Source organism: Bradyrhizobium sp. Mp27, from assembly GCF_029953005.1.
In the GTDB taxonomy this organism is placed as follows: Bacteria; Pseudomonadota; Alphaproteobacteria; order Rhizobiales; family Xanthobacteraceae; genus Bradyrhizobium; species Bradyrhizobium barranii.
Genome location: NZ_JASAUS010000038.1, coordinates 42,790 through 65,573 on the forward strand (window position 1 = coordinate 42,790; position 22,784 = coordinate 65,573).

At 64.9% G+C, this 22,784-nt stretch carries 23 protein-coding genes; 5 read left to right on the forward strand and 18 right to left on the reverse strand.

Translation table 11 applies throughout. The features are described from left to right. Positions 1–61: 61 nt before the first annotated feature. From QJT78_RS20555 to QJT78_RS20570, 4 genes are all read right to left on the reverse strand, one after another. The gene (locus QJT78_RS20555; protein WP_038944680.1) at positions 62–781 is read right to left on the reverse strand and encodes a hypothetical protein; all 720 of its coding nucleotides are present in this window, start codon (positions 779–781) and stop codon (positions 62–64) included. 106 nt (positions 782–887) lie between these two features. Then, entirely contained in the window at positions 888–1,382 is a 495-nt protein-coding gene (gene lspA, locus QJT78_RS20560) for a signal peptidase II (protein ID WP_028152834.1), read from the reverse strand. Between the two features lie 8 nt (positions 1,383–1,390). After that, positions 1,391–4,390 (reverse strand): isoleucine--tRNA ligase, encoded by a 3,000-nt coding sequence (ileS, locus tag QJT78_RS20565; protein ID WP_028152833.1) that lies wholly within the window; start codon positions 4,388–4,390, stop codon positions 1,391–1,393. A 218-nt stretch (positions 4,391–4,608) separates the two neighbouring features. After that, positions 4,609–5,580, reverse strand: coding sequence for a bifunctional riboflavin kinase/FAD synthetase (locus tag QJT78_RS20570; RefSeq protein WP_028152832.1), 972 nt, complete (start codon positions 5,578–5,580; stop codon positions 4,609–4,611). A 232-nt stretch (positions 5,581–5,812) separates the two neighbouring features. On the opposite strand from QJT78_RS20570, the gene QJT78_RS20575 reads away from it, so the two are divergent. Continuing rightward, positions 5,813–6,208: a response regulator gene (locus QJT78_RS20575; protein WP_007596883.1), complete on the forward strand. Its 396-nt coding sequence runs from the start codon at positions 5,813–5,815 to the stop codon at positions 6,206–6,208. Positions 6,209–6,417: 209 nt separating this feature from the next. Here QJT78_RS20575 and QJT78_RS20580 read toward each other — a convergent pair whose 3' ends face one another. From QJT78_RS20580 to QJT78_RS20590, 3 genes are all read right to left on the reverse strand, one after another. Continuing rightward, complete coding sequence (locus QJT78_RS20580; protein WP_028152831.1) at positions 6,418–7,272, reverse strand: TIGR01459 family HAD-type hydrolase; 855 nt, start codon at positions 7,270–7,272, stop codon at positions 6,418–6,420. A 15-nt stretch (positions 7,273–7,287) separates the two neighbouring features. After that, entirely contained in the window at positions 7,288–8,775 is a 1,488-nt protein-coding gene (locus tag QJT78_RS20585) for an EAL domain-containing protein (RefSeq protein WP_028152830.1), read from the reverse strand. A 228-nt stretch (positions 8,776–9,003) separates the two neighbouring features. Beyond that, positions 9,004–10,566 (reverse strand): winged helix-turn-helix domain-containing tetratricopeptide repeat protein, encoded by a 1,563-nt coding sequence (locus tag QJT78_RS20590; RefSeq protein WP_028152829.1) that lies wholly within the window; start codon positions 10,564–10,566, stop codon positions 9,004–9,006. A gap of 120 nt (positions 10,567–10,686) precedes the next feature. On the opposite strand from QJT78_RS20590, the gene QJT78_RS20595 reads away from it, so the two are divergent. Then, positions 10,687–11,526 (forward strand): class I SAM-dependent methyltransferase, encoded by an 840-nt coding sequence (locus QJT78_RS20595; RefSeq protein WP_028152828.1) that lies wholly within the window; start codon positions 10,687–10,689, stop codon positions 11,524–11,526. A gap of 49 nt (positions 11,527–11,575) precedes the next feature. On the opposite strand, the gene QJT78_RS20600 is transcribed toward QJT78_RS20595, so the two are convergent. From QJT78_RS20600 to uvrC, 7 genes are all read right to left on the reverse strand, one after another. Further along, complete coding sequence (locus QJT78_RS20600) at positions 11,576–12,706, reverse strand: YihY/virulence factor BrkB family protein (RefSeq protein ID WP_028152827.1); 1,131 nt, start codon at positions 12,704–12,706, stop codon at positions 11,576–11,578. A 1-nt stretch (position 12,707) separates the two neighbouring features. Beyond that, positions 12,708–13,295 (reverse strand): phage holin family protein, encoded by a 588-nt coding sequence (locus QJT78_RS20605; RefSeq protein ID WP_028152826.1) that lies wholly within the window; start codon positions 13,293–13,295, stop codon positions 12,708–12,710. 90 nt (positions 13,296–13,385) lie between these two features. Continuing rightward, entirely contained in the window at positions 13,386–14,345 is a 960-nt protein-coding gene (prmB, locus tag QJT78_RS20610; protein ID WP_028152825.1) for a 50S ribosomal protein L3 N(5)-glutamine methyltransferase, read from the reverse strand. Continuing rightward, the gene (locus tag QJT78_RS20615; protein ID WP_028152824.1) at positions 14,345–14,827 is read right to left on the reverse strand and encodes a molybdenum cofactor biosynthesis protein MoaE; all 483 of its coding nucleotides are present in this window, start codon (positions 14,825–14,827) and stop codon (positions 14,345–14,347) included. Before QJT78_RS20615 ends, prmB begins: the two co-directional genes overlap by 1 nt. Before the next feature lie 3 nt (positions 14,828–14,830). Further along, complete coding sequence (moaD, locus tag QJT78_RS20620) at positions 14,831–15,082, reverse strand: molybdopterin converting factor subunit 1 (RefSeq protein WP_018318355.1); 252 nt, start codon at positions 15,080–15,082, stop codon at positions 14,831–14,833. Further along, positions 15,079–15,696 carry a CDP-diacylglycerol--glycerol-3-phosphate 3-phosphatidyltransferase gene (gene pgsA / locus QJT78_RS20625; protein ID WP_014491974.1) on the reverse strand — a complete coding sequence of 206 codons (618 nt, stop codon included), beginning with the start codon at positions 15,694–15,696 and terminating at the stop codon, positions 15,079–15,081. Before pgsA ends, moaD begins: the two co-directional genes overlap by 4 nt. A 96-nt stretch (positions 15,697–15,792) precedes the next feature. Continuing rightward, on the reverse strand, positions 15,793–17,856 hold the full coding sequence (gene uvrC / locus QJT78_RS20630) for an excinuclease ABC subunit UvrC (protein WP_028152823.1): 2,064 nt from the start codon (positions 17,854–17,856) through the stop codon (positions 15,793–15,795). A 249-nt stretch (positions 17,857–18,105) separates the two neighbouring features. Here uvrC and QJT78_RS20635 point away from each other — a divergent pair, with 249 nt between their 5' ends. Next, entirely contained in the window at positions 18,106–18,729 is a 624-nt protein-coding gene (locus QJT78_RS20635; RefSeq protein WP_014491976.1) for an outer membrane protein, read from the forward strand. An 84-nt stretch (positions 18,730–18,813) separates the two neighbouring features. Here QJT78_RS20635 and QJT78_RS20640 read toward each other — a convergent pair whose 3' ends face one another. The 4 genes from QJT78_RS20640 to QJT78_RS20655 all read right to left on the reverse strand — a co-directional run bounded on the left by QJT78_RS20640 (position 18,814) and on the right by QJT78_RS20655 (position 21,625). Next, entirely contained in the window at positions 18,814–19,029 is a 216-nt protein-coding gene (locus tag QJT78_RS20640) for a cold-shock protein (RefSeq protein ID WP_008544396.1), read from the reverse strand. Positions 19,030–19,283: 254 nt separating this feature from the next. Continuing rightward, positions 19,284–20,144, reverse strand: a complete 861-nt coding sequence (rlmJ, locus tag QJT78_RS20645; RefSeq protein ID WP_028152822.1) for a 23S rRNA (adenine(2030)-N(6))-methyltransferase RlmJ — start codon at positions 20,142–20,144, stop codon at positions 19,284–19,286. Between the two features lie 180 nt (positions 20,145–20,324). Continuing rightward, positions 20,325–21,041 (reverse strand): ribonuclease T2, encoded by a 717-nt coding sequence (locus QJT78_RS20650; protein ID WP_038944681.1) that lies wholly within the window; start codon positions 21,039–21,041, stop codon positions 20,325–20,327. A gap of 122 nt (positions 21,042–21,163) precedes the next feature. Beyond that, positions 21,164–21,625 (reverse strand): hypothetical protein, encoded by a 462-nt coding sequence (locus tag QJT78_RS20655; RefSeq protein ID WP_038944683.1) that lies wholly within the window; start codon positions 21,623–21,625, stop codon positions 21,164–21,166. A gap of 183 nt (positions 21,626–21,808) precedes the next feature. Between QJT78_RS20655 and QJT78_RS20660 the strand changes: the two genes are divergently transcribed. Both QJT78_RS20660 and QJT78_RS20665 read left to right on the forward strand, forming a co-directional pair. Continuing rightward, on the forward strand, positions 21,809–22,102 hold the full coding sequence (locus QJT78_RS20660) for a hypothetical protein (protein ID WP_028152819.1): 294 nt from the start codon (positions 21,809–21,811) through the stop codon (positions 22,100–22,102). 30 nt (positions 22,103–22,132) lie between these two features. Beyond that, positions 22,133–22,663 (forward strand): DUF3617 family protein, encoded by a 531-nt coding sequence (locus QJT78_RS20665; protein WP_028152818.1) that lies wholly within the window; start codon positions 22,133–22,135, stop codon positions 22,661–22,663. Positions 22,664–22,784 lie beyond the last annotated feature (121 nt).

Sequence of the window (22,784 nt, forward strand, 5' to 3'; positions counted from 1 at the left end):
TACATAAGCCGCCGGTGCCAGGATGCGCCTGTCAGGATGTCGCGGTGGGGCAGGAGCGCTATTATTCCTTTTCCTTGCCCGACATCATGTCGAAATAGGTCCGGCGCGACTTGTCCTCTCCCGCGCCATAGGCATAGCTCGGCGAAGGCGTTTGATAGCCCGGCGGCGGCTCGACCAGCGACTGGCGCGGCGGCTCGCTGGTGAATTGCTTGGTCTCGCCTTTGCCGCCCTTCATCATGTTCCACAGGCTGCCGGTGAAACCGAGCTCGGAGGGGCTGAGCGACGGGTTGCCGTTGGTGCCCGGCTGGATCGGGTCATTGCTCGTCCGGGGGGCTGCGGCGACCTCGCCGGCCTTCATCTCGGCGGGCGTCAACGGCCGGGCGGCCTGCCAGTTCTCCGTTTCCTTGGTAGCCTTCTTGCGCGCGGCGATGGCTTCCTTGCGGCGCTTCTCCTCGGGGTCCTTGGGCCAGTTCGGTGCATTCTTGGCCTGGGTTGCCGGAGGCGGCAGGTCGAGCTTGGGCGGCACGACGAGCGGCGAGCGCTCGCGGTATTCGATGCCGGGCTTTTCCATGCTCTTGGCGCCGATGCCGGACATCAGATTGTCGATGATCTTCTCTTCGAAGGTCATCCCGTCATCATCATCGTCGTCGTCACCGGCACGGACCGGGCCTGCCGTCATGACGAGGCCGATGCCGAGCGCGACAGCGGACAATTTCAACGCCCGCCAGAACCCCGCTTTGGGGTCTCGAACCATCAAACCGCTGGTCTCGGAGCTGCGCATCACTGTACCTGTTCCATATTGTGGCAGATTGCTGCACTTTGCCGCTCACACGCGGCCAATCCTCGCAAAAAGCAGGGTTCCACCTGCCGGTCCGTATCGGCCGGGATCAGGGCGCTTTTGCGGCGGGTACCCCCAGGAAGGAATCATACAATAGCGCCGCCACCCCGACAACGATGGCCACGTCCGCGAGGTTAAACACATACCAATTATAGGTATTTCCGGCGATCTCGATGTGGAACAGGGCGAAATCGACCACCGCGCCATAGGCGAAGCGGTCGATGCCGTTGCCGATCGCACCGCCGATGATCAGCCCGAGTGCGACCGTCGCGAGCAGGGTGTGCGAGCGGGCCATCCAGATCGCCAGGGCGACCACTGCGACGACCTTGACCGCCATCAGCGCGATCTGCGCCGACTGGCTGTCGTTCTGGAGCCAGCCGAAGCTGATGCCGATGTTCCAGGCCAGCACCAGGTCGAAGAACGGCATCACCTTCACCACGCCCTTACGGGCGAGGTCGAACCCGTTCAGCAGCCACAGCTTCGAGGCCTGGTCGGCCACGAGCGTGACGATGGCCGCGAGGATGCCGGCGCGAAGCGGGGTCATGGCCGGGATCAGACCCCCACCCCCAGCGCCTTCCATTCGCGCAGCGCCTGGGCGTCGCGCGGGGTGACGTCGGGGTATTCAGGATCTTCACCGACCATGGGCGAGATCTTCCAGGAGCGGGCGCATTTGGTGCCGACCGCTCTCTCGACGACGACCGCGACGCCGGGCACGGCATCGAGACGGAACGCACCCGCCGGCGCCTCGCCCTCACGCACCTCGTAGTTCGAGGTGATGCAGACCTCGGCGAGATCGGTGTCGAACAGCGTCGCCAGCATGTCGCGGTCGGCGACATAGATCACCGGGGAGGCCTCGAGCGACGAGCCGATGTTCTTGGCGGCACGTTCGAGCTCCAGCGCGCCGGTGACGACGCGGCGGACGTTGCGGATCGTCTCCCACTTCGCGGCGAGCTTGTCGTCGCGGAGCGTCTCGATGCCTTCGGGAAACAGGGTCAGATGGACGGAAGGCTCCGCGTTCGGCCGGAACATGCGCCAGGCTTCATCGGTCGTGAAGCTCAGGATCGGCGCGAGCCATTTCAGGAGGGCATCGCACAACAGGTCGATCGTGGTGAGCGCGGCCTTGCGCGCCGGCGAGGACGGCGGGTCGCAATAGAGCGTGTCCTTGCGGATATCGAAGTAGAACGCCGACAGCTCGGAGTTCATGAAGGCCGCGAGGCTCGCGACCACGGTCTTGTAGTCGAAGGCGGCATAGGCCTTGCGAACGGTTTCGGCATGGCCGGCCAATTCGTGCAGCATCAGCCGCTCGAGCTCGGGCATCTCGGCATAGGCGACCTTCTCGCTCGCCTTGAAGTGATGCAGCGTACCGAGCATCCAGCGGATCGAGTTGCGCAGTTTGCGATAGGTCTCGATGGTGTTCTTCAGGATCTCCGGGCCGATGCGCTGGTCGTCGGCATAGTCGGTGGCGCAGACCCACAGGCGCAGGATGTCCGCGCCCGAATCCTTGATCACCTTCTGCGGCTCGACGGTGTTGCCGAGCGACTTCGACATCTTGCGCCCGTTCTCGTCGAGCGTGAAGCCGTGGGTGAGCACGATGTCGTAGGGCGCGCGGCCCCGCGTGCCTGCGCTTTCCAGCAGCGAGGAATGAAACCAGCCGCGATGCTGGTCGCTGCCTTCGAGATACATCACGGTGTCGTTGCCGCCGTCGATCTTGCGGACGATGTTGCCGAGCTGCGGGAAGTTCTGGCGATCCTCGAGCACGAAGGCGTGCGTGGAGCCCGAATCGAACCAGACGTCGCAGATGTCGTCGACCTTCTTCCAGTCCTCGCTCGCGCGGGACCCGAGGAAGCGTTCGCGGGCGCCGTCCATGTACCAGGCGTCGGCGCCTTCCTCCATGAAGGCTTCGGCGATACGCTGGTTGACGATCTCGTCCTGCAGGATCTCGGCCGAGCCGTCGCTCTTCTCGCGCACGAACACGGCGATCGGCACGCCCCAGGCGCGCTGGCGCGAGATCACCCAGTCCGGACGATTGGCGATCATGCCGTTGATGCGGTTCTCGCCCGACGGCGGCACCCATTGCGTGACCGAGATCGCGTGCAGCGCGCGGGCGCGCAGCGTGTCGCCCTTCTTCGCATGGCCGTCATCGCTGATGTCCTTGTCCATCGCGATGAACCATTGCGGCGTGTTGCGGAAGATCACCGGCTTCTTCGAGCGCCAGGAGTGCGGATATTGATGCTTGAGGCGGCCGCGCGCGAGCAGCTTGCCGCCTTCGATCAGAGCCTTGATCACGGCCTCGTTGGCATCGCCCTTCTCGCCCTTGTCGTTAAGCACGCGCTTGCCGATGAAGCCGGGGGCCTGCGCGGTGTAGGCGCCGTTCTCGTCGACGGTGTAGGGGATCGCGGTCGGGATGCCGCGCGCATCGAGCTCGCGGGTGTTGGCCGTCCAGACGTCGAAGTCCTCGCGGCCGTGGCTCGGCGCGGTGTGCACGAAGCCGGTGCCGGTATCGTCGGTGACATGCTCGCCGGCGAGCAGCGGCACGATGAACTCGTAACCGCCACCGAACCCGCGCAGGGGATGGGCGCATTCGACAGCATCCAGCGTGTCGCCGGGAATGTCGCGCACCTTCTCGTAAGACGTGACGCGCGCCTGCTTGAACACCTCTGCGGCGAGCGCATCGGCCAGGATCAGGAGATCGCCGGTCTTGGCCCAGTTGTCGGCGGGCGCATCCGTCACCTTATAGAGGCCGTAGGCGATCTTCGGCGAGAACGAGATCGCGCGGTTGCCGGGCAGCGTCCAAGGCGTGGTGGTCCAGATCACGACGGAGGCACTGGCGAGTGCGCCATGCGCCGGTGACGTGACGGGAAACTTCACCCACACCATGTCGGAGGTGTAGTCCTCGTACTCGACCTCGGCTTCCGCAAGCGCGGTCTTCTCGACCACGCTCCACATCACCGGCTTGGAGCCGCGATACAGCGTGCCGTTGGTCGCGAATTTCATCAGCTCGCGGGCGATCTGGGCTTCGGCCGGATAGCTCATCGTCTGATAGGGATGATCCCAGTCGCCGATGATGCCGAGCCGCTTGAACTCCTCGCGTTGCACGTTGATCCAGTGCGTCGCATAGGCGCGGCATTCCTTGCGGAACGCCACCATCGCGGCGGAGTCGCGGAAATCGGGCTTCTGCTTGCCCTTCTTGCGGTAGTTCTCCTCCTCGATCTTCCATTCGATCGGCAGGCCGTGGCAGTCCCAGCCCGGCACGTAATTGGAGTCGAAGCCGAGCATCTGCTGGCTCTTGGTCACGACGTCCTTGAGGATCTTGTTCAGCGCGTGCCCGATATGGATGTTGCCGTTGGCGTAGGGCGGGCCGTCATGCAGCACGAATTTGGCGCGGCCCTGAGCTTCCCGGCGCAGCTTGTCGTAGAGGCCGATGTCGTTCCAATACTTCAGCAGTTCCGGCTCGCGCTGCGGCAGGCCGGCGCGCATCGGGAAATCCGTCTGCGGCAAATAAAGGGTCTTGGAATAGTCTTTGGCGTCGTACTTTTGCGGCTTTTCGGACATGGGGCTGACTGGCTCGGAAGGGCGCGGAAACGGATAGCGACTGGAATCGCGGGGTGAAACGACGAAATCCCGGTCTTGCGCCGAGCCTTTAGGCTCAGGCGGAAGCCGGGCCGCTAATCCCTATGATGCACCGCGCAAACATGGGCTCTCCATAGCAGGGGGCCAAGGGAAGCGCAAAAGGTAGAAGCGCAAAAGGTTCGGCGGGCCGGATTTGGGCCTCAATCGATGGTGCCAAGCCGCGGAAACGCGTCCGGGGCGGCGGCCAGCATGGCGCGGGCGCGGGCGGAATCGTCGTCCATCTGGCGGATCAGGGCCTCCAGGCTGTCAAATTTCAGCTCCTCGCGGATGAATCCGACGAAGGCGCAGTCGAGCGTTTGTCCGTAGAGGTCGCCCTTGAAGTCGAACAGGAAGATTTCAAGCAGCGGCGCGCCATTATCAAAGGTCGGACGGCGGCCGAAGCTTGCCACCCCGTCCAGCCGCTCGGCGCCGCGGCCGACCCGCACCGCATAGATGCCGTGCTTGAGGCCGCAATTGGCATCGAGGCGGATGTTGGCGGTGGGATAGCCGAGGTCGCGGCCACGCTTCTCGCCGTGGATCACCTCGCCGGTGATGAACCAGGGGGCGCCCAGCATGGTGGTGGCCTCGTCGATCAGGCCCTCGGCGAGCGCGATCCGGATGGCGCTGGAAGAGACCGGCCGCTCGTCGATGTCGACATGGGCCTGCACGTCGACCTCGATGCCGAGCCGGGGCGCCTCGTTGACAAGGAGACTCGGCGAGCCGACGCGACCCTTGCCGAAATGGAAGTCGTAGCCGACCGCGATGCCGCTGACGCCGAGGCGCCCGATCAGGTCATGGTGAATGAAGTCTTGCGCGCTGGTCCCGGCCCTGGCCTTGTCGAAGGTCATGACCACGGCGCCGGCGAGCCCGGTGCCGGCCAAAAGCCGCAACTTGGCCGGCTCGTCCGTCAGGCGGAATTGCGGGGTGTTCGGGCTGAAAAACCGGCGCGGATGCGGCTCGAAGGTCAATGCCAGCGCAGGACGGCCATGCGCCCGGCCCATTTCCAGGGCGGCTGCGATCACTGCGCGATGGCCGAGATGAACGCCGTCGAAATTGCCCATGGCGACCACGGCGCCCCTCAAAATCGCGGAATCCGGCGTTGTGTCGCGGATAACGGTAAAATGCGGGACCATCAGGGGAATTCTCGAAGCGGCAGGACCGGTCCGGACCGTGGCTTGACCGGCCGGACGAAGTCAAGCGGCAGGGGAGGCGACCGCATGAACATCATTTCAGTCCTTCGGAGGCGCCCCCAGTTAACGCGCTGTTTAACGCCTTGGTGCTAGTCCTTGAAATGTGGAACAGCGGGGCTCCGGCCCCGGTGGGTCCGATCGTAATATTTCCTGGGTTTGCGTTGGGGGAGTCGAGATGGCGGTTGATTTGTCGATGTCGGTTCTGGTGGTTGATGACTACAGCACCATGATCCGTATCATCAGGAATCTCCTGAAGCAGCTTGGCTTCGAGAATATCGATGATGCAAGCGACGGTTCGGCGGCGCTGAACAAGATGCGTGGCAAGAAGTACGGGCTCGTGATTTCCGATTGGAACATGGAGCCGATGACGGGTTACGACCTGCTGCGCGAAGTGCGCGCGGATCCGAACCTCGCCACCACGCCCTTCATCATGATCACTGCGGAATCGAAGACCGAGAACGTGATCGCGGCCAAGAAGGCCGGTGTGAACAACTACATCGTCAAGCCGTTCAACGCGGCGACGCTGAAGACCAAGATCGAAGCGGTCTTCCCGGATATGGCGAGCGCGTAAGCGCGCTCTTCGCCGGACAATTATCTTCCATTTGGAACGTCATGCCCCGGGCTTGTCCCGGGCATCCGCGTTTGCGGGTGCCAAAAGGCGTGGATGGCCTGGGCGTAGGTGCGCGGAAGCGACGCCGTCCTTCGCCGGCTATGCCCGGCCATGACGCCGGCTGGGGCTTAGCAATTCGTCTAAGTCGGCGTCGGTTCAAGCCGCAGCCGTCACCACTTCAATTCGCGCATCAGCGCCTTCGGCGGGTGGCCGAACAACTCCATCACCGATTTCGGGTCGAGCTGGTCGAGGCCCTCGAACTCCTCGGCATGGATGCCGCGGGTGACGAACAGGCAGTCGATGCCGAATTCGCGCGCGCCGGTGAGGTCGGTGCGGACGGAATCGCCGATTGCCAGCACCTTTTTCCGGTCGATCATGTGGCCCTGGCGCTCGCCCGCGAGCATCATCGCGCGCTCGTAGATCGGGCGATGCGGCTTGCCGTAGAAGATCACCTCGCCGCCGAGTTCGCGATAGAGTTCCGCGATCGCGCCGGCGCAATAGATCAGCCGATCGCCGCGCTCCACCACGATATCAGGATTGGCGCAGACCAGCGTCAGCTTGCGCTCGCGCGCCTTCAGCATCATGCCGCGATAGTCTTCTGCCGTTTCGGTCTCGTCGTCATAGAGGCCGGTGCAGACGATGTAGTCGGCCTCCTCCAGCGGCGCGGTCGTCGCATCGAGGCCGCGATAGATCGAGTTGTCGCGCTCGGGTCCGAGCCAGAACATCTTGCGGCCGGGATGCTCGGCGACATAGAGCCGCGTCAGGTCGCCCGACGAGACGATCGCGTCATAGGTCTCGTCCGCGACGCCGAGCTTGCGCAATTGCCGTTGGACGGAGTCGGCCGGGCGCGGGGCATTGGTGATCAGGATCACCGTACCGCCGCGGCTGCGATAGGTATGCAGCGCCTCGCAGGCCTCGGGGAAGGATTCCAGGCCGTTGTGAACCACGCCCCAGATGTCGCTGAGCACAACGTCAACGCCGCCCACGAGCTCGCGCAGGCCTTCGGCGAAATGCAGCGTGGTCATGATGCGTGCGGCCGATCAGATCCGGCGCGCGAGCGCCGCGTTGCCGGTGATACGTTGGGCTGGAGGCGCTGAAGACGTCGCGCCAGATGTCGCGCCTTGGCTGGGAGAAGCGGAGCCATTGGATCCCTGAATTTCCTGCGCCGGGTTCGGCGAGGCCCCGCCGGTAGCAGATGCCCCCTCAGGCCGCAATGGCCGGGGCGGCGCGAACAGGAACCCCTGACCGAACCGCACGTCAAAGTCGAGCAAATCGACCACCGCGCGCTCGCCCTCGATCCGTTCGGCGATCAGGTCGATGCCGAAGCGGCCAAGCAGGTCGGAGAGGTCGGAAGGGTGGATGTCCGAGGTCGAGGCCTGCCTGGGGTCGAGCAGCAGGGACGCCGGCACCTTGATGAAGCGCACGCTGCGATCGGCGAGTTCGCGCGGCTCGATCCTGAGGTCTGTGACATGGTCGATCGAGAAGCGGAAACCGCGCTGGGCGAGCGCCGCGAGGTTCTCGGTCTCGGCCGGGCCGAGATTGCGGAAGGTCGACTGCTTGAACTCCAGCACCAGCGAGGGCGCCAGCGCCCGGTTGGCTTCGAGGAAGTCGAGGCACTGCGCGAAGCTGGTGGAATTGCCGAGCGTGGAGGCCGCGACGTTGCAGAACACGCCGACATCCTTGTTGCGCACCATCAGGCGCCGCAGCACCTGCACACAGCGCAGCATCACCATGTTGTCGATGCGTCCGATCAGACCGGAGGCTTCGGCGATGCTGATGAATTCCTCGGCGGCGATCAGCTGGTCGCGCTCGTCGCGCAGGCGCGTCACGGCTTCGTAGAACCGCACCTTGCGCTGCGGCAGCGTCACCATCGGCTGGAGGAAGATGTCGATGCGGTTCTCGTCGATGGCGTTGCGCAGTGTCGCCAGTAACTGGGTCTGGTTGCGGCCATTGGCCGTCTGAACCGGAACGGCGGCCTGGCTCTGGATCGCCGGTGCTGGCCGCGGCGGCGGTGCGGGCAGCGGCGGAGGGGCGGCCGGCCGCTCCTCGAAGGCCGCAATCAGGTCGAGCGGCGCCTCCGGCTCTGTCCGGGCGACCGGAGCGGGGGCGGGGGTCGGCGCGGCCCCGGCCAAGAGGTCTTCATGGGCTGACACGGTGGTGGCGAGCTGCCTGACCAGCCCGCCGAGCTCGTTGATCTCGCCGACCACGGACTGGATCCGGTCGGAGTTGGTCGAATTGGCCGAGGCGATGCGCCCCTCCATCGCCGCGAGCCGGCGGCCGAACTCGGCGACCTGGCGGGCGAGGTCGGCGGTGCCGCGCGAGAGGTCGGCGATCTGGCCGCCGACGTCACTGCGGTCGCGCAGCCGCATCGAGACCGCGTTGTAGAGGATCAGGAAGGTCAGCGCGGTCAGCGCCACGATGGCGGATTCGGTTCCGCTGATGCCGGCGACCGAGTAGAGGACAAGCCCGAGCGAGGCCGCGACCAGAACCATGCAGATGGCGATGAAGATCGTCGAAATGCGAATCATACCGCGCGTTACGCCTCAAAGAGCTGACTGCCTCATCCGGGAAAACACGGGTCAGTGTGCGAACCCGTCACGCCTCATGCTCCCCCAAGCCAAGCGACCTTAACATCATTGTTGATTCGAGGGGATAGCGGCCTGTTCGCGGCGCCGGAGCATGATCCGGAAAAGTGCGCAGCGGTTTTCCCTTGCGAAACGCGGAACGCGTTTGCGCGGAGATCATGCCCAGACAGTCTAGGTCAGGCCGGCCCGGCGAAAGGCTTCGAGGTAGTGCTCGCGGTCGGCGGCGAGCCTGATCGGCATGAACTCGGCGATCCAGGCGAGCGAGACGTTGGGCTGGGCACGGCGGAGTTCCTTCAGCGCCGCGCGGGCGGTCTCGGTTTGCCCGGCCATCGCCGCGGCCGCGGTCAGCACCCGGTGCCCGCCGACGAAGTCACTGCGCTGGCGCAGGGCCTCCTGCGCGAGCCGGATCGCTTCCGAATAGTCCCTGCCGAGGAAGCGGGCAAAGGCGGCGATGCCGAAATAGACCGGCGCATAGGGGTCGCGCGGGCTGAGGCGGATCGCCCGCCGCGCGGCGTCGTCGGCATCCCGCCAGCGGCCGCAATAGCTGAGCGTCAGGCCATAATAGCCCTGCGCCAGCGCAAAGTTCGGATTGAGCCGCAGCGCGGTCTCGAACTCGGCAAGCGAATCCTCGAACCGGCGTGCGAACAGATCGACATGGCCGAGCGCATTATGCGCCCAGGCATCCTGGTCGTCCGCGCGGATCGCGGCCCGCGCTGCGCGCTCGGCCACCGGCAGCGCCGCGGCCATCTCCATCCAGCCCATATGTGCCGTGAACATGTAGCTGGTGCCGAGCAGCCCGAGCGCCTTGCCGTAGTTCGGGTCGAGCGCGATGGCCTTTTCGAGCAGGGCTCGCGCCGCGACGTGATCCTGCCGCGTCACGCGCCAGTAATGGGAGAGGGCGCGCATCAGAAGGTCCCACGCGTCCAGGCTGTCGGGCGGCTTGCGCTCGGCGCGAAAATTCTCCGCGGCATAGAGTTGCGGCTCGATCGCGGCGACGATGCGTTCGGTGATCTCGTCCTGTACGGCGAAGACGTCGGCGAGCTCGCGGTCGTAGCGTTCGGCCCAGAGATGGCTGCCGGTGGCGACATCGTTGAGCTGCGCGGTGATGCGGACGCGATCGCCTTCCTTGCGGACGCTGCCCTCGACGACATAGCGCACGCCGAGCTCCTCGGCGACCTGCCGCAGGTGAACCGTGCGGCCCTTGTAGATGAAGGAGGAGTTGCGCGCGATCACGAAGAACCAGCGCAGCTTCGACAGCGCGGTGATGATGTCCTCGCTGATGCCGTCGGAAAAATAATCCTGCTCGGCCTCGCCGCTCATGTTGGTGAAGGGCAGGACGGCAATTGCGGGACGATCGGGCAGCGGCAATTCCGTCGGCGTTGCGATGGGCGGCTTGCCCGGCGCCGACGATGAGGCTGCCGCGGAGCGTTCGGTCACTTCGCCGACGAACCGCACGCCTTTGCGCGCGACGGTGCGGATAAGCCGCTGCTCTTCGCCATTGTCATTGACCGCGCGCCGCGCCGCGTTGATCCGGCTGGTCAGCGTCGATTCCGAGACAACGCGGCCATTCCAGATCGCGTCGAGCATGTTGTCCCGCGTCACCACGCGCTCGCGGTTACGGACCAGATAAAGCAGGAGATCGAACACCTGGGGCTCGAGCGCGACGAGCGTCTCTGCCCGCCGCAATTCGCGGCGCGCGGGGTCGAGCACAAAGTCCTCGAAATGAAATGTCACGCCGCCCTCGGCTCGCGCGGGGAAATCAAGGTGTTCTCAGCGTAAAATAACGCCACTCTCAAGGCCAGCGAGCCGCATGCGCCCTATCGTCCCGGCGTCTTCAACCGCAGGAGAATTGCCATGTCGACATCCGCCGCGCTCAAGCCGGCCATCGCCCAACCCGATCTCGCCGCCGTCAAGCAGCGCCAGCACGGCGCCTGGTCATCCGGCGACTATGCCATTGTCGGCACCACCTTGCAGATCGTCGGCGAGCAGCTCTGCGAGGCGCTCGACTTGCGTGCCGGCAGCAAGGTGCTTGATGTCGCCGCCGGCAATGGCAATGCGACGCTGGCCGCCGCGCGGCGCTGGTGCGACGTCACATCGACCGATTATGTTCCCGCGTTGCTCAAGCGGGGACGCGAACGGGCCGCGGCGGAACATCTGATGGTCGAATTCCGTGAAGCGGATGCCGAAGCGCTGCCGTTTGCGGATGCCAGCTACGACGTTGTGCTCTCGACCTTCGGCGTCATGTTCACGCCGGATCAGGACAAGGCGGCGTCCGAGCTCGCGCGGGTCTGCAAGTCCGGCGGCAAGATCGGCCTCGCCAACTGGACGCCCCAGGGCTTCATCGGTCAGCTCTTCAAGACCATCGGCAGGCATGTGCCGCCACCAGCGGGCGTGAAGTCGCCAGCCTTGTGGGGTACGCCGGGGCGGCTCGAAGAGATGTTCGGCAGTCAGGCCTCCGAGATCGCCGCCGAGCCCAGGATGTTCGTCTTCCGCTATCGCTCGCCGGAGCACTGGCTCGAGGTTTTCAAGTCCTATTACGGGCCGATGCTGAAAGCGTTCGCGGCGTTGGAGGAGACCGGCCAGGCCGCGCTGCGGCGTGATCTCATGGCGCTGCTCGGCGAGTTCAACCGTGCCGACGACGGTACGGTGGTGGTGCATAGCGAGTATCTGGAGACAGTGATCAGCAAGCGCTGAATTGCTGTCGTGATCCGGTCAGGCCGAGCCCCGGCCTGACCGCCGGCAATCAGGATGGCGCGGCGGCGCCGACCGTGTCGGCCGAGACGGCCTGCCGGGTGCCGAGCGGCTTGGGTGGCCCGGTGGTCGTATCCCGAACGGTCTGCCGTTCGATCTCCGAGTTCAACTCGGCCCCGAACATGATGACGATCGCCGACATCCACATCCACATCATCAAGCCGATCGCCGCGCCGAGCGAGCCGTAGGTCGCGTTGTAATTGGCGAATTCCGAGAGATACCAGGACAGGAGCGCCGAGCCGGCGATCCAGAGGATGGCGGACGTCACCGCGCCGAGGCTCAGCCATTGCCAGCGCGGCGCGTCGCGGCTGGGTGCGAAGCGATAGAGAACGGCAAGCGCTGCCAGCAGGATGACGAACAGCACCGGCCATCGCGCGAGAGCGACGATCAGTTTGCTTTCGGGCGCGATGCCGAGATGGTTGAGGGCGAGCGGGAAGGCGACCACGGTGCCCACCATCAGCAGCAGCGCCGCGATGCCGCCGACGGTGAAAGCCAACGACACGGTGTTCAGCCGGACGAAGCTGCGCTTTTCGCGCTCCTCATAGGCGACGTTGAGGGCATCGAAGATGGCTTTGACGCCCGCATTGGCGCTCCAGATCGCGAGCAAGAGGCCAAACAGGAAGGTGACACCCAGGGCGGTATTGCCGTTGGACACCACGCGAGCGACCTGGTCCTCGACGACCTGGAACGCGCCCTCGGGCAGCATCATCGCGAGCGAATGCAGGTTGGAACTGATCGTCGAGGGATCGGCGAACAGGCCGTAGGATGAGACCAGCGCGGTCACGGCGGGAAAGATCGCGAGCAGCCCGAAGAAGACGACGCCGCCCGCGGTCGCGAGCAGGCGATCGTCGTCGATGCGCTGATAGGTGCGCCAGAAGATGTCTTTCCAGCCCGCCCACGGGATCGCGAAAGGGCTTTTTGCGCGCCGGCCGTGGCCGGGCTGCATCGCTGCGCCCGCCGGGCTCGTTTCCGGCGAATTTGCTTCATTGTTGCGATGGTCTTGCGGAGGCCCCGACCGGATGGGGCCGGGCTCCTGAAAGTAGCGTTCCGCAGACAACACGAACACGGCGGTGGCGGCGACGAGCAACCAACTGTCGAGGTGCTCGGCGTGCCGCGCGCGCATTTCAAGCGTCCAATCTGTGGCCGTGCCGGCGCCGGCGTGCGGCCGTGAAGCCCAACAGCCCGACGGCTGCGAGCATCAGACCCAGCTGCACGGGCCGGTTGGTCCGGGCCGACACGGCGTTGCCGCCACGGCCACGTTCGCCCGGTGCAAGCGGCACCAGCGGAATCGTCGTTGCGACCTCTTTCACCGCCTGCTTGACGGTTCCGCGCGGGATCCGCGGGGTGGCGATCGCAACGCGCATGCGGCTGACAAGCGGCACGACCGGCTTGTCCCGACGCTTCATTTGGGCCAGAGCCACGCCGGCGCAGGATGCGGCCAGCACCAGGAGCACGGCCGCGACGACACCGAAGCCCCAGAATTGTCCGTGGGTGATTGCCACCCAACGATAAAGGGCCATCAGGCCGACAAAGAGGGTGGCGATCAGGAACAGCCCGGCCATTGCGAACAGTCCTGCCGCGACCGCATAGGATGTCGCGCGGCCCGTGGCCTGATTGGTGCGGTCGCGCAAGTACGATCGCGCGGCGCGCTTGAGATGATTGATCTTGAGCGCCATGCCGGCGCGCAGCAATTCCCCCGATGGCGCGAGCATGCGGACATCCTCCGAGAACGAAAAATTCGTCGGGGGATGAACGTGGCGGAATTTGACTTGTTCCGCGCGGAGCGCGGCTGCCGGGGCGGATCAGCCGAGATCGGCGGCCGCGATCCAGAACACCTCGCCCTCGGATTCCTCGGTGTCGAGCCAGAGCAGCGGCAGTTCCGGAAAGGCCTCGTCGACCAGTTCGCGGCCGCGGCCGATCTCGCAGATCAAGCCGCCATCCGGCGTCAGGTGATCGGGCGCATCGCGCAGGATCCGGCGCACCACGTCGAGACCGTCGGCGCCGCCGTCAAAGGCGAGCTTCGGCTCGGCCCGGCATTCCGGCGGCAGCGCCGCCATGCCTTCGGCATCGACGTAGGGCGGGTTGGTGATGATTAGGTCGTATCTGTTGTCACCGAGCGGGGCGAACAGGTCGCCGCGATGCAGACTGATCCGGTCATCGAGCCCGAATTCGCCGACATTTCGCGTGGCGACTTCGAGCGCGCCCTTGGAGATGTCGACGGCATCAACGGTGGCATTCGGGAAATGATGCGCGGCGAGGATGGCGAGACATCCAGAGCCCGTGCAGAGATCGAGCACGCGTTCGACGGCCGTGGGGTCGTCGATCAGCGAGCCCGCCTCGCCGTCGCCGCCGAAATGCGACTCCAGCAGCTCGCCGATGAAAGAGCGCGGAACGATGACGCGCTCGTCGACATAGAAGGGCAGGCCGCGCATGTAGATCTTGTTGACGAGATAGGCGGTCGGTTTGCGCGTGGTGACGCGCTTGTGGATGAGGTCGAGGATGGTCTTGCCTTCCGCCGACGTGACGCAGGCGTGGGCAAAGATCTCGAACTGATCGGGATGCAGATGCAGGGCTTCGCAGACCAGGAAGGCTGCTTCCGCGATCGGATCGGTCGTGCCATGGGCAAAGGAGAGCTTCGCCTCGGTGAAGCGGCTCACGGCGTAGCGGACGAAATCGAGCAGCGTGAGCAACTCGCCGCGGCCGACCTTCGCGAGTTTCGGTGCCGCGCGGCCGCGCGCGGTCTTCTTGGATGCTTTTGCCATCAGGATCGGGTCCAGCGTGCGGCGGCCTCGTCGTCACGGGCGTGGGCTTCGACCCAGCCGGTGCCGGTGGCGCTCTCTTCCTTCTTCCAGAACGGCGCGCTGGTCTTGAGATAATCCATCAGGAACTCGGCCGCCTGGAACGCTGCCTGGCGATGTTGCGAGGCCGTGAGCACCAGCACGATGTTCTGGCCGGGCATTAACCGCCCGACGCGATGAATGACGGTGACGCCGTTCAGCGGCCAGCGCGATGTAGCTTCGTCGGCATGGCGCTTGATCTCTTCCTCCGCCATGCCGGGATAATGTTCGAGCGTGAGGGCGGCGATCTTCGCGCTGTCCTCGTCGCCGCGGCAGATACCGGAAAAGCTCACGACCGCGCCGATGTCGGTACGGCTTCCGGTCAGGATCGCGATCTCGCGCGCGATGTCGAAATCGTCCTGCTGGATGCGGATGGTGACGGGGCAGGGGCTGACGGGGGCGGTCATGTTCTAGCCGCCGGTCATCGGCGGGAAAAACGCGATCTCGCGGGCGCCCGCGATCGCGGCGTCCGATTTGACGTGGGCATGATCGATCGCGGTGCGGATCACCTTCGGCTTCTCGAAGGCGTAGGCATAGGCCTCGCTCTGGCCGGACAGCCAGGCGATCAGCTCCTCGACGGTGCGCACAGTCGCCGGCGGCTCGATGGTCTCCTCGGCCTTGCCGACGCGCTCGCGCACCCAGGCGAAGTACTTCACCTTCATGCCTCATCCTCCTTGATGAGGTGATGGATGCCGGCGCGGAAATAGTCGTAGCCGGTGTATATGGTGAGGATCGCCGACGCCCAGAGCAGCGCCAGCCCGATCATCGAGACCACGGGCACCACCTCATCGCCGGCCGGGCCCGCGAGCAGGAAGCCGATGGCGATGAGCTGAACGGTCGTCTTCCACTTCGCAAGCTTGGTCACGGGAACGCTCACCCGCAACGCGGCGAGATATTCGCGCAGGCCCGAGACCAGGATCTCGCGGCACAGGATCACGATGGCGGCCCACAGCGACCAGCCATGGATGATGCCGTCGGCGGCCAGCATCAGCAGGCAGGAGGCGACCAGCAGCTTGTCGGCGATCGGATCGAGCATCCGGCCGAACGCCGATTGCTGATTCCAGATCCGCGCGTAATAGCCGTCGAGGTAATCGGTCACTGCTGCCGCGATGAAGATGGCGACCGCGACCCAGCGCAGCCACAGCGGCTGATCCAGAATCGACTGCGCATAGATGCACCCGACCACGACCGGGATCGCGGCGATCCGGCCATAGGTCAGGATATTCGGGAGGGACATCGCGCGGCTGGTCGTCCCTCGTGTCGTGGCGATGTTCATCCGTCCTACCAATACCGCTCGTGCCTGAAGGTCAACCGTCCCGCTCCCCAAATGGGGTGCAGCAGGCGACGACCATATGACCGCGGCCCCCTTAGTTCACCCCGGCTGGGGATGGAAATAGTCGAAAATCCTGCGAGCGCTCTCGGCGCTCACCCCCGGAACCTTGCCGAGATCGGCGATCGAGGCCCGCTCGATCTCCTTCAGGGTTCCGAAATGGTGCAGCAAGGCACGTTTGCGTGACGGGCCGATGCCCGGAATCTCCTGCAAACCGGCCTCGCGGATGTCCTTCTTGCGCAGCTTGCGGTGCGAGCCGATGACGAAGCGGTGGGCCTCGTCGCGCAAGCGCTGGATGAAGTAAAGCACGGGATCGCGCGGCTCCAGCTTGATCGCCTCGCGCTCCGGCATGAACAGGGTTTCGCGGCCGGCATCCCGGTCCGGTCCCTTGGCGACCGACATCAGCGACACCTGGGTCAGGCCGAGATTCGTAAAGATCTCCCGGACGGCGTTGAGCTGGCCGCGACCGCCGTCGATGATCACGAGGTCGGGCCATTGCGGGAAGTCGTCGTCCTTGGCCTTGCCGGCGGCGTCCTCGGGCGGATTGATCAGGCGCTTGAAGCGGCGCTCCAGCACCTCTTTCATCATCCCGTAATCGTCGCCCGGCGTGAGCCCTTCCGACTTGATGTTGAACTTGCGGTACTGGTTCTTCACGAAACCATCGGGGCCGGCGACGATCATGGCGCCGACCGCATTGGTGCCCTGGATGTGGCTGTTGTCGTAGACCTCGATGCGCTTGGGCGAATGCGGCAGGCTCAGCGTCGTGGCCATGGCGTCGAGCAGCCGGCCTTGCGTCGCGGTGTCCGCGAGCTTGCGGCCGAGCGCCTCGCGCGCATTGGTCAGCGCGTGGGCGACCAGCTCCTTCTTCTCGCCGCGCTTGGGCGTGGAGACCTCAACTTTGTGGCCGGCCTTGATCGACAGCGCATTGGCGAGCAGCTCGCTCTCCTCGATCTCGTGCGAGAGCAGGATGTTTTTCGGCGGCGGCTTGTCGTCGTAGAACTGGGCGAGGAACGACCCCAGCACTTCCTCCGGCGTATAGGTCTTCTCCGCGCGCGGGAAATAGGCGCGGTTGCCCCAGTTCTGGCCGGTGCGGAAGAAGAACACTTCGACGCAAAAGAAACCGCCCTCCTGGTGGACCGCGAACACGTCGGCTTCTTCCACCGTGCGCGGATTGATGCCCTGCTGCGACTGGATCGCCGACAGCGCGGCGAGGCGGTCGCGGTAAAGTGCCGCGGTCTCGAATTCGAGCTCGCCGGAGGCCTTCTCCATCTCGCCGGCAAGCTCCTGCTTCACCGCGTGGCTCTTGCCGGAGAGGAAGTCGGTCGCTTCGCGCACCAGCGTCGTATAGCCGGGGAAGTCGATCTCGCGGGTACAGGGGCCGGCGCAGCGGCGGATCTGGTAGAGCAGGCAGGGCCGCGAGCGGCTCTCGAAGAAGGAATCGGTGCAGGAGCGGATCAGGAACGCGCGCTGCAAGGCGGTGATGGTGCGGTTGACCGCGCCGGCGGAAGCGAACGGGCCGAAATAGCGCCCGGGCCGGGTCTGCGCGCCGCGGTGCTTGAGGATCTGCGGCGCCCAATGGTCGCCGGTGATCAGGATGTAGGGAAACGACTTGTCGTCGCGCAGCTGCACGTTGAAGCGCGGCCGGAGCTGCTTGATGAGGTTGGCTTCCAGCAGCAGCGCTTCGGTCTCGGTGTTGGTCGAGACGATCTCTACGGTCACCGTGGCTGCGATCATGCGCAGGATGCGCGCCGGTTGCGGCGCGCTCTGGCGCGCATAGTTCGACAAGCGCTTTTTGACGTTCTTGGCCTTGCCGACATAGAGCACGTCGGCATTGGCGCTGAGCATGCGATAGACGCCCGGCGAGGTGGGCGCGAGGCGGACCGCGCGCTCGATCGCCTCATGGCCGGTCGCCAGCGGTTCTTCGCCGACCGCGCCGCTCTCCTCCAGGATGTCAGGCAGCAGCGCGTCGTCCTCGTCCTCGCCAGCGGTGGTGGCGGGATCGAGGTCCGGCGGCGCCAGGCTCTCCGGCGGGGCGTCGGCCGTCATGCCGCGCGGAGATTTGCGCGCGCGTGCGTCGTCCGGATTGTCGGTGGAATCGTGAGCCATGATGCGAATTTAGGCGCTGGGGGTGCTGATTTGAAGTTCCAGCCTTGCGGCACACACAGGATGGCGGCGCGGTTCCGGGTAACACTTGCTTAAGCTTGTTAAGAGCACGGTAACCCGGCTTAACAGGCCTTTAACTTAAAACTCTCGATAAATCTTACGCGAAAAAGAGGAGGTTCCGTAACCATGCGATTTTGCCTCGCGCGGCGGCGCAGGCATCGCGGGGGGCGGCAGTTGCGTTGGAGAGTACCGATGAGGGGGTTCGTTGTAGGCGCAGCCGTGTTGGTTGCAGCCGGCTGGACAGCTTCGGCAGAGGCCGCCGATCTCAATTACGGGCAGGGTGCGCCCTACACCGTCAATCAGCCGCTCAATGCCTATAGCTGGGCCGGTCCGTATCTCGGTGCCAATCTCGGCTATGAGTGGGGCTCGGTGAGTAACTCGCCCGTCAAGCCCTCCGGTTTCGTCGGCGGTGTGCAGGCCGGCTACAATTTCCAGAACGGTCCATGGGTGTTCGGCGTCGAGGGCGATATCCAGGCCGCGGGCGCTGATGACACCTTCGCGCCGTGGAAGTTCTCCAACCCCTGGTTCGGCACGCTGCGCGGCCGCGCCGGCTATGCGTTCAGCAACGTGCTGTTCTACGGCACCGCCGGCCTCGCCTTCGGCGAGCTGCGCGCGCAGACATTCGGCTGGACGGAGTCGCACACCACCGCAGGCTGGACCATCGGTGCCGGCGCGGAAGTCGGCTTCGCGCCGAACTGGAGCGCCAAGCTCGAATATCTCTACATCGATCTGTCGACGAGCCAGTTCGCAATTACCGGCGTGTCAAACGGCTATAGCGCCAGCGTTGTGCGCGCAGGCGTGAACTATCACTTCTGATAGCTGAAGAAGAAACTACCGGACAACAGCCTCCCGGCCGCTCGCGGCCGGGATTTTTTCGCCAGGTGTTCGCTCGAAAACGCTCTAGGAGAGGATGACCAAATTGACCGCCTTTGGTCCCTTCCCCTTCTTGTCCGGCTCGACTTCAAAAGTAATACGCTGTCCTTCGGCGAGGTCTTTCAGTCCCGCCCGCTCCACAGCAGTAATGTGCACGAAGACGTCGCGGCCGCCGTCGTCGGGCTTGATGAAACCGTAGCCGCGCTCGCCGTTAAAAAACTTGACCGTTCCCGTCATGGCCATCGGGAAACTCCCCCTCATTGCTCCTCCGTCGCGACGCAGACTCACGTCACGACATGACCGGGCCTTACGAAGCCCGGGAGCTGGCCATCCTTGGGCGGACCTTTCTTTCGGTCCGATCGGATCTTTCTTAGGCCTTCACTCCGCCGCAACCATTCGCGGAAGCGGAACGTAAAGCCAGTCACGGAAACAGCATAATACGGTTCTCTGCAGATTGACTACCGCTCCTGCATCTTTTTCCCAAGAATGCCGGGGTGTTACGGTCTCGGCACCTCTAATCGGAATCTGGCAGCTCCACCCTGTCCGAGCGGTATCTCCAGCTCGGGCAGGATCGTCTTGAGCTCGCCATGCAGCGTGTATGGTGGATTGACGATCAACAATCCGGCGGAGGTGAGGGCGGCGCCATCAAGCTGCGGCGCGACACTGAATTCGAGACGCAGACATTTTCCTGGTGGTTTTGCTGCGGCTGCGAGCCGCGCCACTGATTGCACCAGCGTGTCGGTGGCGCGCCGGCTCTTGGCCGGATACCAGATTACATAGATACCGGTCGGCCATTTCGCGAAAGCCGCCGAGAAGGCGTCGCCGAGCTTTTCGAACTCGTCTTTCGCCTCGAACGGCGGGTCGATCAGCACGAGCCCGCGCCGTTCCTTCGGCGGCACGAAGGCCGGCAGCGCGACCCAGCCGTCGAGATCGACCACGCGCGCCTGTTCGTCGCGGCGCAGCACACCGATCAGCGCCTTGCGCGCCTTCGGCTCGAGCTCGCAGGCAACGAGGCGGTCCTGCGGCCGCAGCAGGCCGCGCGCGATCAGCGGCGAACCCGGATAGGCCTTGAGCTCGCCCTTCGGATTGTAGGCGCGAACGATGTCGAGATAGGGCTTGGCCAGCGCCACGGCGTCGTTCGACAGGCGCGCCTGCATCAGCCGAGCGACGCCGGTCAGCCATTCGCCGCTGCGGCGCGCCTCGTCGCTTTCGAGATTGTAGAGGCCGGCGCCGGCATGGGTGTCGATGACACGGAATGCCCCCGGCTTGTCCTGGAGGTAGGTAATGATGCGCGCGAGCACGATGTGCTTGATGACATCGGCGAAGTTTCCGGCGTGGAAGGCGTGACGGTAGTTCATGAGACAGGACTACGCTACGTCACGGCTTGAGCAAAGCGGCATGCGCGTCTGTCCCGGACGTGCTGCAACGCTCTTAGCGTTGCGGGCCAGGGGCCGGGGTTTGGATTCCCATGCAGCATGGGCCCCGATTCTGCAGCGCACCGCCGAAGCGGCGCTGCGTCCGGGGCACGCGCACTTGGACTACCCACCTCTGATCGGCGGCATCGTCACCTGGTCGCGGCGGCAGGCGCGGCGCTCGATCTCCTCGCAGGCCCGGAATTGCAGGTCCTTGCTGAGGCAGATGCGGACCTCGGAGAGCCTGGTCCGGTTGCAGGTGACCGAGATGGCCGCGTTGCTCAGGCCCGCATTGGCCTTGATAAAGGCTCCCTCCACCTCGCCCGGCGCCACGGTCTTGGCCTGCGACAGTTCGAGATATTCCGCCGGGATCTTGATCGCGGCGCGCGCCTTTCGGATCGTCTCGAAATAATTGCGGCTGTCGAGCCCGGAGCAGGTGCCGTGCTTGTCCCACTCGTTGAAGATCAGCCCCGGCGCCGGCATCAAATCGAGCATCGAGGAGACGATGTTGCGGTTCAGGCGTGGCGACGGCCGCTGGCAATATTCGGGGAAGCCGTTCTCATATTGCGGCCACAGCCCGTGCACCACGAACGCGTAGGGCCGCCCGCTGCACTGCATCTGCGAGCGACCACCGCCGCCGCGGTTGCGCTCGGACGCCTCCTCGCAGAACGAGGGCGACCATGACAGCGACAGCACATAGAAGTCGAATTCGCCGGGCGCGTTCTGCCGTTTGTCCTGGGCCTTCGCGCCGCCCGGCAGCGCGACCAGCCCGGCGGCAAGAACCAGGGGAAGGGTCAGTGAGATCACGAGACGGGTGAACGAATGCAATCTAAAATGAAACATGGCCACGCCCCTCAACTAGACTGTGCAATCAGCCTAGCAGGCAACAAGAACATTTCAAGAACGAAATTCGGGCCGGCCCGTCAGGCGCCTGATCAGTCCGATTCAGGCCTTTCGATCGAGGCTCAGGGCTTGGCGGCGCGGCAGGACGGATTGTAGGCCCAGTTGCGGTCGAGCCCGACCACGCACCATTCGACGCCATTGCCGTAGCCGGCGAAGCCGCCATCCTCGATGATCGAGAAATGCACCTTGCGCACCTTGCCGTCATTGAGCATGGCGTCGCCGGTGCAATAGCGGCGCGGAATGTTGTCGGACTGCCAGGGCCGGAACGCGATCTCGTGAACGGCGGCGAAGCCGGTGATCTTCAACGAGGAATTCCAGAACGAGCTTTCCTTCTCCCAGAACTGGGTGGCGATGGTCGGCAGCGCCCTCTCGCAATCGACGACGGCGCCGTCATAGCGCGGCCCGTTCAGCCAGAAGTTCAGCTCCAGCGGATTGGCGGCCCTGGCCTCGCCGAGCGACAGCGCCCCGAACATGAGGCCAAGCAAGGTGGCAAAGCGGAGCGATTTCAGGGGGAGGGCGCGCATGGGCAATCCGGACAGCTGGGTCTTGCGAAGGATGGACGGTGCCGCGAAGGCCGGGGCAGGTCAAGTGCAGCGCGGCAACACTTGGCCAAGAGTTGACCCTAACCTCGCGGCCGGCGGGGCATCAGTTCTTTTCATGGACCTCCCGGCACCGTAAACTGGCGCCAACCAATTGGAGTGACGGGAATGCGAATCATTGCGGCCGCGGGCCTTCTTGCCCTGGGGATGATGGCCAGCCAGTCGGCACGCGCCGATATGCTGCCGGTGCCTCCGTTCAAGGGCAACGACACCGGCGGCATCATCGCTTATTCGCTGGCGACCCAGGCGGATGCGCGGCAGGTCGCGGTCGATCACTGCGCGCGCTACGGCAAGGTCGTGAAATTCCTCGCGGTGCAGGCCTTTGAGGGCGGCTATATCTCGTTCTCCTGCCGTTGGGTGCCCTATGGCGCTGCCCAACAGCCGATCCGCACGCTGTACTGAGGCGCTTTCGGAACGTCGGGAGCTTCCCACATGACGCGCAAGCTCGCTTTGCTCGGCTCGGCCCTTTGTCTTGTGATGTCGGCAGGCAGCGCCAGCGCCGACGATCTGCCGGTGCGCAAGGCCGGTCTCTGGGAAATGAAGATGGTCAGGACCGGCACGCCCATGCCGGAGATGACCATGCAGCACTGCACCGACGAGACCGTCGACAAGGAGATGAACAACAACGTCTCCCCGATGGCCAAGCAGATCTGCACCAAGCAGGACATCAAGAAGACCGCGACCGGCTATGTCAGCGATTCCGAGTGCAACGTCGCCGGCATCAGCACGACCTCGCATGCCGAGATCACGGGCGATTTCAACTCGGCCTATACGGTGAAGACCTCGTCGCATGCACAAGGCGGCGCCGTCGGCGCAGCAGGCCGCGACACCACGATGCAGCTCGAAGCCAAGTGGCTCGGGGCCTGCAAGCCCGACCAGAAGCCCGGCGACATCGTGATGCCCGGCGGCTTCAAGATGAACGTGCGCGACATGGACAAGCTGAAGGCGTTGTTGCCGAAGTAGGTTTGTCTTCCCCTCTCCCCTTGTGGGCCTGTTGCGTAATTCGTCAATTGTGATTCCCTAAGGCAAAGCCTCGGAGGGTAGCGATGGCGGTCAAGCGGACGGGACAGCCGAGCTTTGTGGA

Bases quoted from the DNA above. Each gene is read 5' to 3' on its own strand.
- QJT78_RS20660 (WP_028152819.1), top strand. From the start codon at position 21,809: ATGCGAATCATTGCGGCCGCGGGCCTTCTTGCCCTGGGGATGATGGCC.
- QJT78_RS20600 (WP_028152827.1), bottom strand. From the start codon at position 12,706: ATGCGCGCGCGGCACGCCGAGCACCTCGACAGTTGGTTGCTCGTCGCC.
- QJT78_RS20650 (WP_038944681.1), bottom strand. From the start codon at position 21,041: ATGTTTCATTTTAGATTGCATTCGTTCACCCGTCTCGTGATCTCACTG.
- QJT78_RS20555 (WP_038944680.1), bottom strand. From the start codon at position 781: ATGCGCAGCTCCGAGACCAGCGGTTTGATGGTTCGAGACCCCAAAGCG.
- QJT78_RS20665 (WP_028152818.1), top strand. From the start codon at position 22,133: ATGACGCGCAAGCTCGCTTTGCTCGGCTCGGCCCTTTGTCTTGTGATG.
- QJT78_RS20575 (WP_007596883.1), top strand. From the start codon at position 5,813: ATGGCGGTTGATTTGTCGATGTCGGTTCTGGTGGTTGATGACTACAGC.
- QJT78_RS20595 (WP_028152828.1), top strand. From the start codon at position 10,687: ATGTCGACATCCGCCGCGCTCAAGCCGGCCATCGCCCAACCCGATCTC.
- ileS (WP_028152833.1), bottom strand. From the start codon at position 4,390: ATGTCCGAAAAGCCGCAAAAGTACGACGCCAAAGACTATTCCAAGACC.
- QJT78_RS20570 (WP_028152832.1), bottom strand. From the start codon at position 5,580: ATGGTCCCGCATTTTACCGTTATCCGCGACACAACGCCGGATTCCGCG.
- pgsA (WP_014491974.1), bottom strand. From the start codon at position 15,696: ATGAACATCGCCACGACACGAGGGACGACCAGCCGCGCGATGTCCCTC.
- prmB (WP_028152825.1), bottom strand. From the start codon at position 14,345: ATGGCAAAAGCATCCAAGAAGACCGCGCGCGGCCGCGCGGCACCGAAA.
- QJT78_RS20585 (WP_028152830.1), bottom strand. From the start codon at position 8,775: ATGATTCGCATTTCGACGATCTTCATCGCCATCTGCATGGTTCTGGTC.
- QJT78_RS20605 (WP_028152826.1), bottom strand. From the start codon at position 13,295: ATGCTCGCGCCATCGGGGGAATTGCTGCGCGCCGGCATGGCGCTCAAG.
- QJT78_RS20635 (WP_014491976.1), top strand. From the start codon at position 18,106: ATGAGGGGGTTCGTTGTAGGCGCAGCCGTGTTGGTTGCAGCCGGCTGG.
- lspA (WP_028152834.1), bottom strand. From the start codon at position 1,382: ATGACCCCGCTTCGCGCCGGCATCCTCGCGGCCATCGTCACGCTCGTG.
- rlmJ (WP_028152822.1), bottom strand. From the start codon at position 20,144: ATGAACTACCGTCACGCCTTCCACGCCGGAAACTTCGCCGATGTCATC.
- QJT78_RS20615 (WP_028152824.1), bottom strand. From the start codon at position 14,827: ATGACCGCCCCCGTCAGCCCCTGCCCCGTCACCATCCGCATCCAGCAG.
- QJT78_RS20640 (WP_008544396.1), bottom strand. From the start codon at position 19,029: ATGGCCATGACGGGAACGGTCAAGTTTTTTAACGGCGAGCGCGGCTAC.
- uvrC (WP_028152823.1), bottom strand. From the start codon at position 17,856: ATGGCTCACGATTCCACCGACAATCCGGACGACGCACGCGCGCGCAAA.
- QJT78_RS20580 (WP_028152831.1), bottom strand. From the start codon at position 7,272: ATGACCACGCTGCATTTCGCCGAAGGCCTGCGCGAGCTCGTGGGCGGC.
- QJT78_RS20655 (WP_038944683.1), bottom strand. From the start codon at position 21,625: ATGCGCGCCCTCCCCCTGAAATCGCTCCGCTTTGCCACCTTGCTTGGC.
- moaD (WP_018318355.1), bottom strand. From the start codon at position 15,082: ATGAAGGTGAAGTACTTCGCCTGGGTGCGCGAGCGCGTCGGCAAGGCC.